We start from the raw sequence: 13,795 nt of genomic DNA, 5'->3' as shown, positions 1-13,795 counted from the left end.
CTTTGCAAACACCCGACCGACCTAAGTCAAAAAACCTCCGAGTCCTTTCTAAAACTTTTTCCTATTTAAAACCATATCGAATCCAAATGATCCTCTCTTCGTTTGCACTGCTTTTCACAGCGGGTGTTACTTTGGGACTTGGACAAGGATTACGCCATTTAGTGGATGCTGGATTTTCTGCGAGATCCAAACAAGAATTAGGTTATGCACTTGTATTTATCATTTTCGTTGGAATCCTTCTCGCCATTGGAACCTACATACGACATTATACAGTTTCTTGGATTGGTGAAAGAGTTGCCTCCGACATTCGTAAAGATGTGTTCAGACATATCATCTTCATCCATCCAAGTTTTTTTGAATCCAACTCTCCTGGAGAAATCCAATCTCGAATCACAACTGATACAACCCTCATCCAAACGGTCATAGGGTCTTCTGCTTCAATCGCCCTTCGAAATATTTTGATGTTTGTCGGCGGGATTATTTTTCTTTTTATCACAAATGCAAAACTCACGATGATTGTTCTTATCAGTGTACCTTTCATTGTGTTTCCAATTCTATTCTACGGAAAACGTGTGAGAAATTTATCCCGTAACACCCAGGATAAAATTGCAAACATAGGAACATACGTAAGCGAATCCCTCCTCAACATTAAAATTTTACAATCCTTCCACCACCAAAAAGTAGATATCGATGTATTCTCCAGAACAGTGGAAGATGCCTTTGCAGTTGCTGTGGCCAGGATCAGACAAAGGGCCCTTCTTATCGGGACTGTTATTTTATTCATTCTTACTGGAATAAGTTTTATGTTATGGGTTGGGGGAACTGATGTCCTTGAAGGAAAAATCACAGGGGGAGAACTCATCGCTTTTTCTTTTTATGCCATCATGGTGGCAAATAGTGTAGGAGCTGTTTCCGAAGTCCTTGGTGATTTACAACGTGCAGCTGGTGCCACAGAACGTCTCATGGAACTCTTGTTATCCGAATCGGAAATCAAAGATCCAATCCATCCAAAACCAATTTCAGAAGTATTCCATTCTGAAAATTCTGCGATACCAAAAAACGGTTTAGAGAAACAAAATGGATTAACTATCCTTTTAAAAGATTTAACATTTTCATATCCTTCACGACCCGAATCCAAAGCCATCAAAGGAATCAATTTGGTAATTCCTGCGAATAAAACTACAGCCCTTGTGGGACCATCAGGGGGAGGAAAGAGTACGTTATTCGAACTCATCCTTCGTTTTTATGATCCAACGTCAGGTTCTATTTCCATCGGTGGAATCAACATCAAAGATTTAGAATTGGAAGACTTACGTTCCCTCATTGGTTTTGTTCCCCAACAACCAATTCTTTTCAGTGGAACCCTTCGAGAGAATATTGCTTATGGAAAACCAAGTGCAAGTTTCGAAGAAATCCAAACGGCAGCAGAAAATGCATATGTGATGGAATTTATAAACCAATTACCAGATGGATTTGATACAAACCTTGGCCACCTCGGTACCCGATTATCTGGCGGACAAAAACAAAGGATTGCAATTGCAAGAGCCATCCTCCGTAATCCAAGAATTCTTTTACTTGATGAAGCTACTTCTGCACTTGATTCCGAATCCGAACAAATGATTCAAAGAGCTTTGGATTTTTTAGTGAAAGAAAGGACAACCATCATGATTGCACATCGTCTCTCAACAGTTGTAAAATCAGATCAAATTGTTGTGATTCGGGAGGGTGAAATCGAGTCCGTTGGAACACATGACGAACTCTTACGAACAAGTGAGTTGTATGAGCGTTTGGCGAAATTACAATTTCACACCGAGTTGCTCTAAGATTCTCTCCATATCACTGAGGTTGGCATAGGAAAAAACAATTTTACCTTTGCCATTCGTTTCATTGTGAGACACTTCCACCTTTGAACTGAATTTATTTCGTAACTTTGTTTCCAACTTCACGATACTTGCATCTCGTTTGTCAGAAACATTTGCAGAGGAACTGGATTTTTTTTCTGGGTTCAATAAATTAGAAACATAGTTTTCCACTTCACGAACATTCCAACCTTCGCTAATCACTTTTTGAGCGACCTCAAATTGTTTTTTGGAATCGGGAATCGAAAGAAGAGGGCGAGCTTGTCCTTCTGAAAGTTTCCCTTCCTTTACCCAATCTTGTAATGGTTTTGGTAAAGATAACAAACGAATCAAATTGGAAATGGTAGCTCGGTTTTTACCAACACGAGTGGCTAAGTCTGTAACCTTTAATCCTCGTTTGTCGATGATTGCTTGGTAAGCCAAAGCTTCATCCATTGGATTTAAATTTTCCCTTTGGATATTTTCAATGAGTGAAAGTTCCATCATATCTGCTTCGGATAGATCACGAACGATCGCAGGTATTTTTGCAAATCCTGCAAGTTTACATGCACGTAATCGTCTTTCGCCTGCTACCAAAAGAAAACCAGATCCAGATGGATTTTTTTGTACAACGATCGGTTGGATCACACCATGTTCGACTATTGTATTTGATAACTCTTGGATGGATGCGTCTGAAAATTGTTTTCTAGGTTGGTGAGGGTTTGGTGATATTTCAGATACTTTGATTTCACGAAGTCCTGATTGTTCGTCCTTGGAGATCTCAACATTGTTCTCATTGACTGGGATTAAATTTCCAAGTCCTCTTCCTAAAACCTTTCCTTTACCGAGTGCCATAACTTATGCCCTCCCTACAATTTCTTCCGCTAAACTTTTATAACTTTTTGCACCAACACCATCAGGATCATAGTAGTTGATAGGTTTTCCAAAGGAAGGTGCTTCAGATAATTTTACATTACGTGGAATGACAGTTTCATATACTTTTTCTTTGAAATAGTTTCTGACATCATCTGCAACTTGGTTTGCGAGGTTGGTTCGTTTGTCATACATCGTGAGAAGTACACCCTCAAGTGACAGAGAAGGATTCCATTGTGACTGTACTAAGGAAATGATTCTCATAAGTTGAGAAAGTCCTTCGAGTGCGAAGTACTCTGTTTGTAAAGTGATCATCACTGATTGAGATGCACAAAGTGCATTGATGGTGAGAACACCAAGAGAAGGGGGGCAATCGATTAAAATATAATCATAAGATTCTTTGATGGATGCAAGAGCATCTTTGAGTTTGAATTCTTTTTTCTCAATTCCAAGAAAGTCTACTTCAAGTCCTGAGAGGTTGATGTTCGAAGGAATGATATCTAGATTGGGAACAAACGTTTTTTGGATCGCTTCTCTAGCTGATAACTCTCCAATCATTACTTCGTAAGTTGTTTTATTCAGAGACTGTACTTCTAAACCAAGTCCAGAACCCGAATTGCCCTGTGGGTCTATATCTAATAGAAGAACTTTTTTTCCAAGATCAACAAGATTGGATGCTAAGTTAATCGCAGTCGTTGTTTTGCCAACGCCACCCTTTTGGTTACTGATCGAAACGATTTTACCCATTCTTGTTTTTTGTCTCCTTTACGATTTCTTTCCAGTCGCGGGGGTATCCCTTTTTCGGAAGTGAATTCTTTTGCAGTATTTTGATATGTCTCTTTCCAACAAACTCTAATTCAGGAATGGGAATTTCTTTTTTCATCACAAACCCATTATTAGTCAGAACCTCTGTTTCTTTTTCCAAATCTTGATACGGTTGCGCTAGAAAGGGACATAAGATTCCTTTTTGCTTCACCATCCGAGTGGTGACTTCAGCGATGTAAGGATAGGGAACCATCGCTCTGGAAGTGACTACATCAAAATTGGAATTGATCTCTTCCGTTCTCGCATAAATAAACTCCACACGTTTTTTTACATTGGATAAACTTCCGGATGTAACTTCTGATTCCAGCAAGGCTAACTTTCTCTTTTGAGAATCTACTAAGAAAACATGTGGTGCTTTTTTCAAAACTGCGAAGAGAAATCCAGGGAGTCCAGGCCCCGTTCCTACATCGGCAATATTTGTTTCACGTGAAACATATCCCGTTGTTTTCAGTTTCCAAACAAAGATCATCGATTCCAGAATATGTCTCTCAAGAATCTTTTCCGAATCGTTTCGTGAAAAGAATCCTCCTTTCTCATTATCTCGCTTTAGAAACTCATAAAAGTTTTTCACAAGTTCCCAATCAAATTCTGGTTCAAGTATTGGAAAGAGTTTTGGGATGATTGATTGGATTTCTTCTTGGATCGTTTTTTCTGACATAATCGTATTATCGTTTTATAGAATTTCGCCGATGTCTCCTGTAGGAGAAATCATTTCCATGTTTCGAATATTTATTTTTTTCATCATCTTTTCCCTCCCTGTCTTAGGTTACACTCCAGGTAAATGGTCCCACAAAGATGCTTACCTTTTCAAAAAAGTGAAAAAGGTTCCGAACAAAGAGATCGTTCGTAATGCAGAGGGACAAGTGATTTATGTCGCAGAATATGAATACAACTCAGATGGAAAATTAATCTCCGAATCTTATTCAGACAAAGAAGGGAAGGGTGATGGTAAGACTACCTTCCGTTATACAGATGGATTGTTAACAAGTGAAGAAGTATATGATAATGGTGGTCACCTTGTTGAACGTAAAGACTTCCAATTCAAAGGTCGTGCTTTGAAAAAGATGAATGTAAAAGATGCAGAAGGAAAACTTGTAATGGTATATTCCATTGAAAGTGACGGAGAAGGAAACGTCTTCGCTGCTGAAGGAAAAAACTTAGAAACCAAAGACACTGAATCCTTTCGTTTTGAAATCGATCCGAAAAGACCTAACGTACAAATCCAATATTTGACAGACGATAAGAAGAAGGGACTTGGTGAAATCCACTTTAAGTTTGATACAAAAGGGAACTTAGTTGAAAGAGAATTCTTCCAAGGCGAAAATCGTAGGGTGCATAAATTGAAATATAAAGCCGATGGAAGTTTAGAGTCCCATTCGTTTCACGTGAAACAAGGAGACAATTGGATTCTTGAAAAAACCCATGTCCTTGTTTATGAATGAGAATTAATAAATCTCAGCATCTTCATTCTGTAGGCGGATCAGAACATTTTGCCTACGGAATTCTTTCCAAACTGAACTGATCAATTTTCTCTTAGGAAGCAATTTTCAAATTCAATTCATCTATTGTTGTTCAGCCTATCGCCTTGCTTTTATTTTCAAACAATCAATTCTAAAAATTCAAAATACAAATTCCATTCTAACTGAACCAATCAACCTGGAATTGTTGTTGAGTTCACTTCTGGAATCATCAGTCCTCTATGATTGCTTTGTCGAAAGATAAAGAGGTCTTGTACTTTCGAATCGAATCAAAATCTCCATCTTTAGAATCTAGATGTGCTCTTAGTTTCAGATAGATCGTTTATGTTTGGAACCAAGGAAGTTGTTTGATTGATGGAATGCCTTACTTAAAATCATTCATTCTAAAAGACTGCGCTTGGTTATAACATTATCTTACAACTCTAGTGTTTGCCTTATGGCATAAAAAAACCAAGAAGGGATACCTCCTTGGTTTATCATTTTCATTCCTTTTGTAGAAGAAGTGGTGAATGTAAGAATGAACTATCTCTTCATTATCTACGATCCACCAAGTGGTAGAGCAGTAGATCCACATCCGATGGATCGACACCTGAAATGTGTAAGGCAGTTTCCAAATTGAGAGGCCTATGTTTCTCTAATTTTACAATGGCTTCGGTCTTCAAACCTTTCACACTTGCATAATCAAAATCGGTTGGGATTTGAAAGTTTAAAAACTTCTTACGGTATTCAATCGTTTCCAGTTCTCGTTTTAAATACCCTTCATACTTCACTTCCATCTCAAGCACTGCTTTCTCATCTTCACTTAAAATCGAAAGTTCAGAAACGATTGGTTCTATGTCCTTAATTTTGATATCCGAACGTTTCAAAAAGGAAGCAAGGCTATGTCCAAATTTATAATTGGTGATTTGTTTTTCTTCCAGGACCTTTGTCAGCTCTTCAGAAGGTTTCATTGCTGAAACAAAGAGATGGGATTTTATTTTTTCAATTCTTGCATATCGATCTTTCATATCTTTGAACAATGATTCTTCTACAAGACCCATCTCATATCCGTACTGCATAAGCCTTTGGTCTGCATTGTCTTGTCTGAGTAGGAGACGATACTCGGCACGACTAGTGAACATTCGGTATGGATCCTCCACACCTTTGTATACAAGATCATCCACAAGAACTCCAATATAGGATTCGCTTCGTTTGAATAAAATTGGCTCTTCTTTTCTGACAGAACGAATCACATTATAAGCAGCAACAAGTCCTTGAGCAGCAGCTTCTTCATACCCAGTAGTTCCATTGATTTGCCCTGCATGATAAAGACCCTTTACCTTTTTTGTTTCGAGAGTTGGATTGAGTTCGGTTGGATCTACATAATCATACTCAATGGCATAACCAGGACGCATGAGTTCCACTTCTTCTAAACCTTTGATGCTTCGTAAAAACTTCCATTGTACTTCTTCTGGTAAACTTGTGGAGACACCATTCAGATACATCTCATTGGTTTCATAACCTTCTGGTTCGATAAAAATTTGGTGACGGTCTCGTTCTGCAAAACGCACCACTTTATCTTCAATCGATGGACAATATCTTGGTCCTACACTTTTGATCTGACCCGAATACATCGGTGAGTATTCTAAGTTTTGTTTGATCAGTTCATGAGTGGTGTCGTTGGTATAAGTGATGAAACAAGGAATTTGTCTTCGATCAATCTTCTTTGTAGAAAAAGAAAAAGGTCGTGGGTTTTCATCACCGTCTTGGATTTCGAGTCCCTCAAAGTTGATGGAGTTTTTATGAACGCGGGCAGGGGTTCCTGTTTTTAATCGACCTAGTCGCAATTCAAAACGAGCGAGTGTATGTGATAAACCTTTGGTGGTAGGTTCGCCAATTCTACCTGATTCTTTTTGGTAAGTACCAATGTGAATCACACTCGATAAGAATGTTCCTGTCGTTAAGATCACATGGTTGGTATAAAACGTAAACCCGCGACCTGTGATGACACCCGTCACTTGGTTTCCTTCTACAATTAAATCTTCTACGGTATCTTGTCTGATGGAGAGTTGTTGTAATTTTTCCAATTGGTGTTTCACCATCAGTTGGTATTGTTTTTTTTCTGCTTGTGCACGTGGTGCCCAAACGGAAGGACCTTTCGATGTATTTAACATCTTAAATTGAATTCCCGTTTGATCAATCACCCGACCCATTAGGCCACCTAGGGCATCCACTTCACGAACCATATGTCCTTTTGCGATTCCGCCAATAGCTGGGTTACAACTCATCTGCCCAATTGTATCTAAGTTCATTGTGATGAGTAAAGTTTTGAGACCTGCTTTCGCAGAAATATAAGCGGCTTCGGTCCCGGCATGACCTGCGCCAACAACGATACAATCAAATTGGTTGGGATAAAAGGAAGGATTCATATTATGTCTTCTTAGTGTAACGATTCTTATGTCTTATGAAAAATAGGGAGAGTTAAGACCACTCTCTAGAACGATATCAAAACCATCGGCGTATGCTTCGAGAGAAAAAAAGATAAAATTCATTTTCTAATTTTGAAACTCCAGAAGATTGGAAGGATAGGAATCTCAATGGCTCAGAATTCATTTCCATATACATACTTTGAAGGTAAAATTGTTCCTTCCGAAGACGCGAAAGTCAGTGTCCAAACCCATGCCTTACAATATGGCACTGGTGTCTTTGGTGGGATCCGAGGTTACTACAACGAAACCAAAAAAAATCTTTATGTGTTTCGATTGGCAGAACATTGCAAACGACTTGTAAACTCCACAAAGATCATGCAACTTCAGATCAAAATCACACCTGAAGAAATCCAATCCATCATCTTGGACCTTCTCAGAAAAAATGAAGCCAAACAAAATGTTTACTTACGACCTTTTATTTATACTTCAGCATTACAATTATCACCACGGTTTCATGATGTAAAAGCAGACATCACAGTGTATGCATTGAAACTCGATGACTACCTCGATACACAAAATGGACTCACAACCATGGTGTCCTCTTGGCAACGATTCTCAGACAACCAAATCCCAACACTTTCGAAAGTGAGTGGTGGGTATGTGAACTCTGCTCTTGCAAAATCAGAAGCGGTTCAAAACGGAATGGATGAAGCAATCTTTCTTGATGCAAGAGGATTTGTTTCAGAAGGTTCTGCTGAAAATTTATTCATCGTTCGTGATGGTGTGATCCACACTCCAACCATTCCTTCCTCCATTCTTGAAGGTATCACAAGAAGGAGTATCATTCAAATTGCAAAAGACTTAGGATATCAAGTGGTTGAACGAGACATCGCAAGATCTGAATTGTATATCGCTGATGAATTATTTTTTTCAGGAACAGGAGTGCAAGTAGCTTGGGTGAAGGAAGTGGATAGGAGAGTGATTGGAAATGGGAACATCGGCCCCATTACTAAAAAAATTCAATCTGTCTTTTTTGAAACTGTACGTGGTGAACAACCTAGTTACATGAATTGGCTGACTCCGGTATATTAAAACAAAATGTCTGATACTTTGTTTTCTTTCGAGCAGGTGTCAGGCCAAGATGTTGCACTGACTTATTTAAAATCGTTTTTAAAAGACAGGTCCAAAATTCCTGGTTCCATCATATTCCATGGACCAGATGGAGTAGGGAAGTGGCTTGCTGCAGAAAGATTCGCAAGGCAAATCCTTTGTTTAGAAGGAACCTCCTGTGGCACCTGTGATTCCTGCAGACAATTCATGAGAGGTGTTCATCCCGATTACATTCAGTTTCCTCGCAGAAAAAACATTGCGATAGGAAAAGAAAAAGACCCTGAAGAGTTTACGATTCGTTGGTTACTTTCAGCTAGAATTCCATACAAACCACATACATCTGATTATCGAATTGTATTATTTCCAGAAGCCAATCGGATTAATAATGAAGCAGAAACGACTCTATTAAAAACTTTAGAAGAACCACCACCTCATACAAAATTCATCCTCATAGTCAACGACCTTCACAATCTCAAACAAACGATTGTTTCCCGTTCGGTTTGTATTCCATTTCATTATCTCCCACAAGAGGAAATCAAAAAAATCCGAAGGAATGAAATCTCGGAATCAAAATTGTATTATGGTGGGTCGCTCAATCCATTTGAAATTGCGGATGAGTTTTTAGAGGAGTGGCATGAGAATGTAAGGGAACATTGCCACGATTCCATTTTATTATTCAAATTAGAAAACTGGGTAAGAGACCAATTAGGTGAGTTTCGTTCTAATAAAGAAGGTCTCACTGGAATTGATTTTTTAGAAATGATTTGTTTGTTACTCCTTTATGAATACAGGCAAAAAAACTTTGAAGCCAATACCAATAGAATCGAAGCGATCCTCGATTTTAAATTGAAACTCCATTATGAAATTCCTGCGTTAGAATACGTTCTTTTATCACAACTATTCTTACGTCTTGCCACGTAACAATTTTGAATTGAATTTTTGAATCCTCCATATGAAGGAATAAAGAACACCTAACAAACAATACATGATAAAATTCTGTCAAACAGAATAAGGGACATAATTTTTTTATTCGGTTCGACTATTTTTAACAGTTTGGAACGTTTCCCGATTTTTCATTTGAATTCTGCCTACTTGCTAAAAGTATAGTACCCGATTTCATATTTAGGGCGGAGAAACTTGGACAAACGTTGGGAAGAAATTTTAGAAGAAATATCGAAACAGATACCTCCCAAGTACTTTTCCAATTTCATAGCACCACTTCGATTTGACAAATGGGAGAACCAAGTGGTTCACTTAATGGCACCATCGAGTGGAATCAAACGCCATGTAGAAACAAAATACATCAGTTTCATTGAAGATGCAGTCTACCAAGTGGTAGGTGATAAATTTAAAGTATCCATTCTCACAGAATCAGAGACTTCTTCACATGTATTAAAGGAAGTCATCCAATCAAAATTTGATGATTCTGACTCGGATCTCAATCCTGAGTATATTTTTAGCAATTATATCACTTCTGATTCCAACCGAATTGCTTTTACTTCAGCAAAAAGTGTCGTGGAACAACCCGGAAAATACAATCCATTGTATTTGTTTGGACCTGTTGGTGTTGGAAAAACACATTTACTCCATGCCATTGGAAATGAGATCAAAAAAAAGGATCCATGGAAAACAGTTAGGTATGTAAATAGTACCTCATTTTTGAATGAATTCATTTTTACCGTCAGACAAAACAATCGTGAGTCATTGGAATCTTTCAAGATTCGGTACCAGTCTTATAATGTTTTGCTTTTTGATGACATTCAGTTTTTGAATGGAGGCGCTGAAAAAACCCAAGAAGAGTTTTTTGCCCTTTTTAATTTTTTATATGATCGCAAAAGACAAATTGTCATCGCATCAGACCGACCTAGTTACGAACTCCCTCTCCATGAAAGGCTCAAATCCCGATTTGTTCATGGATTACAAGCCGACATTAAATCGCATGATTTGGAACTTCGTAAGTCATTATTAAAATCTAATTTTTCAGAATACAATATTCCTGCCAGTGATGGATTACTCCATTGGCTCGCCGAACGTTTAGAAGGTGATTCACGTGCCCTCATCGGAATTGTAAATGATTTGGTCATGTACAAAAAAGCGTATGAGTATTTTTTACTCACCGAAGACAAAATCAAAGAAATTGCCGAAGCCCGTTTTCTCACGAATAAAAAACGAATTGGGTTTAGTCCGGATATGGTCATCGATTTAGTCTGTGAAAGGACAAATGTTGCAAGAAAGGATTTACTAGGGAAAAGCAGAAAGGCTGATTTCATTCCGCCACGCCATCTTTGTATGCTCCTTCTCCACGATGTTTTGAATGTTCCAAAAGCGCAAATAGGTCGCATTTTTTCGACAACCCATTCAACAGTCATTCATGGGATCGATAAATTCAAAGAACGTAAGGCATCCGAACCACTTTGGGAAGATCTCTTTCAGACCATCAAACACAAGATTAGCTTCCAATAAACTGTGACTAACAACGCGAAAGTCTGTCGATAAACTGTCGATAGGACATAGTTAGGACTTATGGTTCCAAAAAATTCCGATAAACTGTTCAAAGGGACATAAATATTCACACTTGCCAAATGGAAAAAAACTGACATAATTCAATAAAAATTGAACTTTCCAGGCTTTATCGACATACTGACAGAACCAACGGAAACGACATAATATATATAAAGATATATAATATAAATAAGAAGAAGAGGAAAAATGAAATTCACTGTCAATACTACAGAATTCCTAAAAGCAATTAACTCAGTGGATGGAGTGATCTCAGTCCGAGAGATCAAGTCTGCTCTCTCCAATTTAAAAATCCAAACTGGGGACAATGAAGTGTATTTATCTGCGACGGATTTAGAAATCGCAATCAAAACATCAGTTCCATCTACGATTGGAGAAAAAGGAACTGCATCCCTTCCAGCAAAACAACTCTCCAGTATTTTTAAAAATTTAAACTTTGATACAAGTTTACTCACAACAACTGAGCAATCTGAAAATTCAGAAACTACGATCACTGATGCTTCTGGAAAAATGGATACAAAGTTCAAAGTGAATGGAATTGATTCGGAAGATATCAAAACGATTCCAAAAGTGGAAGAATCAAGTGTAGTTGAATTCCCTTGCCAAACGATTCGTGAAATGTTTCGTAAAACATCTTATGCGATGGCAATTGAAGAAACACGTTTTGTTTTTAATGGTTTATTTTTAAAACCTGATAACACTGATCTCATTGTTGTTGGAACAGATGGTAGACGTTTGTCTAAAATTGTTCGCAAGTTTCCAAAACAATTTCCATTTAAAAATGGTGTGATCATACCTCACAAAGCGGTTCGCGAAATGTTAAAAATGATGGAAGGAAAAGAGACTGCAAAGATTGGTTTTGTAGAAGAACAAATTTATGTTTCGTCTGGAAACGTAGAACTACTTTTTAAACTGATTGATGGAAACTTCCCTGACTATGAACAAGTGATTCCAAAACAAACCACAGAATCTGTTCGTGTTGTGAAAGCAGACTTTTTAACATTCTTAAAACAAGCCTTGATTTCTGCAGAAGAACCTTCCAAACAAATTCGTTTGGCATTCACAAAAGGAAATGTCAACATCAGCTCTTCCAATCCTGGAACCATGATGTTTGATCACAATATGCCAATTGAATACAATGGTGAAGCAATCACCATTGCTTTTAAAGGGGATTATTTAAGTGATGTGGTAAAAGCAGTAGATGACCCGGAAGTGATCTTAGAATTTACAACTTCCAGTGCTCCTGTTTTATTTAAGGATCCTTCTGACAGTGACTTTGTTTCTGTCATCATGCCAATGAAACTTTAATGTTTCTAAAAAGAATCTACATAAAGAACTTTCGTAACCACGAAGAAACACAACTTAACTTTCGATCTCGTCTTGTCTTCTTCATTGGAAACAATGGAGAAGGCAAAACAAACTTACTAGAATCCATTTCTCTTTTATCTTACTTAAAAAGTTTTCGTGAATCAGACCAAAACCAACTGCTTCGTTGGGATACATCTGATACGTTCATCCGTGCTGAATTTGAATCAGAAGGTAACGATTATCTTTTTGAATACGGAATTGAACATTCCCATACAAAACGAAAAAAACTAAAAGTGAATGGAGAAGAGTTTAAAAAAATATCAGATTATGTAGGTTACTTTCGTTCCATTGTGATGAGCCCACCTGATATTCTCATCATCGAAGATGGCAATGTTGAAAGGCGTAGATTTTTAGACGCTTTTATCTCTTCCACAAATCGTTATTACTTAAAACAACTCATTGAATATGAAAGGTTAATCAAACAACGAAATGCTGCTTTAAAAAAAGAAAATGCGAGTGATCGTGAAATTGGAATCTGGGACGACCCAATCATTGGCCATGATGCGGAAATTCGTGAGATTCGAATGAAAACGATTGAAACATTAGCTGGTTATTTCCATCAAAATCTTTTACAACTCAGTTCTGGAAAAGATCCATTTTATCTAACTTATAAACCGAATGTTTCATCGAAAGAAGAACATAGACAAAAACTATTCGATAACTTACGAAAAGACAAAGCCATTGGTTACACAAGTTGTGGAAATCACCGTGATACTTTACCGATTGGATTTAATGACAAAGACTTAAGTGGTTTTGGATCCCAAGGGCAAAAACGAAGTGCGGTCATTGCTTTAAAAACAGCCTGTTTCCAAATGATCCGTGATACAACTGGCGAAGCACCAGTCCTTCTTATCGATGATATTATCAGGGAACTGGATGTGAAACGAAGGGAATACTTTGTGAATTTAATTTCGGAATGTGGTCAGGCATTTTTTACCACCACTGATTTAGAAGGAATTAATGAATATGTAGGAAACCTAACGGTTGATAAAGAAATTTACCAAATTGAATCGGGTAAAGTGAAGGAGCTCACTGGACTATGAAAAAAGTAGAACTTTCAGAACTTTTTCAAAGTCTCGAAAAACTTGGTCTCGATCGCGAAACGGTTTTCCAAGACCAAATCTTAAAAAAACTTAGATTGCAATGGAACGACATTGTAGGAGATGTTTTTGGCAAACAAAGTTTTCCTAAATCCATTGATGGAAAAAAACTAACAGTCGTTTGTCGTCACTCCATGGTATCCCAAGAATTGGAGTTTCAAAAATCGGAACTTTTACAAAAAATCAATCGAATCACAAGCCCAGTTTTATTGGAAAAAATCCATTTCAAAACGGGAAATGAATTCCAAAATCCAAGGTCTTAAACCTACCATTTC

At 37.6% G+C, this 13,795-nt stretch carries 12 protein-coding genes; 8 read left to right on the top strand and 4 right to left on the bottom strand.

The genetic code is table 11. From position 1 onward, the window contains the following. Nucleotides 1–2 precede the first annotated feature (2 nt). Nucleotides 3–1,823: an ABC transporter transmembrane domain-containing protein gene (locus tag CH354_RS05175; protein WP_100725618.1), complete on the top strand. Its 1,821-nt coding sequence runs from the start codon at nt 3–5 to the stop codon at nt 1,821–1,823. Here CH354_RS05175 and CH354_RS05170 read toward each other — a convergent pair. From CH354_RS05170 to CH354_RS05160, 3 genes are read right to left on the bottom strand one after another with little or no spacing between them, the layout of a single operon-like run. Beyond that, on the bottom strand, nt 1,797–2,693 hold the full coding sequence (locus tag CH354_RS05170) for a ParB/RepB/Spo0J family partition protein (protein WP_100725617.1): 897 nt from the start codon (nt 2,691–2,693) through the stop codon (nt 1,797–1,799). The two genes, CH354_RS05175 and CH354_RS05170, sit on opposite strands and share 27 nt — an antisense overlap. A gap of 3 nt (nt 2,694–2,696) precedes the next feature. After that, nucleotides 2,697–3,458: a ParA family protein gene (locus CH354_RS05165; protein ID WP_100716115.1), complete on the bottom strand. Its 762-nt coding sequence runs from the start codon at nt 3,456–3,458 to the stop codon at nt 2,697–2,699. Beyond that, nucleotides 3,451–4,194 carry an RsmG family class I SAM-dependent methyltransferase gene (locus CH354_RS05160; RefSeq protein ID WP_100725616.1) on the bottom strand — a complete coding sequence of 248 codons (744 nt, stop codon included), beginning with the start codon at nt 4,192–4,194 and terminating at the stop codon, nt 3,451–3,453. The genes CH354_RS05165 and CH354_RS05160 overlap by 8 nt, the downstream gene beginning before the upstream one ends. Nucleotides 4,195–4,252: 58 nt before the next feature. Here CH354_RS05160 and CH354_RS05155 point away from each other — a divergent pair, with 58 nt between their 5' ends. After that, nucleotides 4,253–4,978 carry a hypothetical protein gene (locus CH354_RS05155; protein ID WP_100716260.1) on the top strand — a complete coding sequence of 242 codons (726 nt, stop codon included), beginning with the start codon at nt 4,253–4,255 and terminating at the stop codon, nt 4,976–4,978. Nucleotides 4,979–5,547: 569 nt separating this feature from the next. Here CH354_RS05155 and mnmG read toward each other — a convergent pair. Next, nucleotides 5,548–7,422, bottom strand: coding sequence for a tRNA uridine-5-carboxymethylaminomethyl(34) synthesis enzyme MnmG (mnmG, locus tag CH354_RS05150; protein ID WP_100725615.1), 1,875 nt, complete (start codon nt 7,420–7,422; stop codon nt 5,548–5,550). 168 nt (nt 7,423–7,590) lie between these two features. Here mnmG and CH354_RS05145 point away from each other — a divergent pair, with 168 nt between their 5' ends. The 6 genes from CH354_RS05145 to CH354_RS05120 all read left to right on the top strand — a co-directional run bounded on the left by CH354_RS05145 (nt 7,591) and on the right by CH354_RS05120 (nt 13,783). After that, nucleotides 7,591–8,514 carry a branched-chain amino acid transaminase gene (locus CH354_RS05145; protein ID WP_100716118.1) on the top strand — a complete coding sequence of 308 codons (924 nt, stop codon included), beginning with the start codon at nt 7,591–7,593 and terminating at the stop codon, nt 8,512–8,514. Between the two features lie 6 nt (nt 8,515–8,520). Further along, on the top strand, nt 8,521–9,453 hold the full coding sequence (locus CH354_RS05140; protein WP_100716119.1) for a hypothetical protein: 933 nt from the start codon (nt 8,521–8,523) through the stop codon (nt 9,451–9,453). Nucleotides 9,454–9,669: 216 nt separating this feature from the next. After that, nucleotides 9,670–10,995 carry a chromosomal replication initiator protein DnaA gene (dnaA, locus tag CH354_RS05135; RefSeq protein ID WP_100725614.1) on the top strand — a complete coding sequence of 442 codons (1,326 nt, stop codon included), beginning with the start codon at nt 9,670–9,672 and terminating at the stop codon, nt 10,993–10,995. A 246-nt stretch (nt 10,996–11,241) separates the two neighbouring features. Then, complete coding sequence (gene dnaN / locus CH354_RS05130) at nt 11,242–12,360, top strand: DNA polymerase III subunit beta (protein WP_100725613.1); 1,119 nt, start codon at nt 11,242–11,244, stop codon at nt 12,358–12,360. After that, entirely contained in the window at nt 12,360–13,463 is a 1,104-nt protein-coding gene (gene recF, locus CH354_RS05125) for a DNA replication/repair protein RecF (RefSeq protein WP_100725612.1), read from the top strand. The genes dnaN and recF overlap by 1 nt, the downstream gene beginning before the upstream one ends. Beyond that, nucleotides 13,460–13,783: a DciA family protein gene (locus CH354_RS05120; RefSeq protein WP_100725611.1), complete on the top strand. Its 324-nt coding sequence runs from the start codon at nt 13,460–13,462 to the stop codon at nt 13,781–13,783. Before recF ends, CH354_RS05120 begins: the two co-directional genes overlap by 4 nt. Nucleotides 13,784–13,795: the final 12 nt, after the last annotated feature.

The sequence above is a fragment of the Leptospira levettii genome, assembly GCF_002812085.1.
GTDB classification, from domain to species: domain Bacteria; phylum Spirochaetota; class Leptospiria; order Leptospirales; family Leptospiraceae; genus Leptospira_A; species Leptospira_A levettii.
The sequence above is the reverse complement of the archived record's forward strand: the minus strand, read 5'-3'. Positions and strand labels throughout refer to the sequence as shown.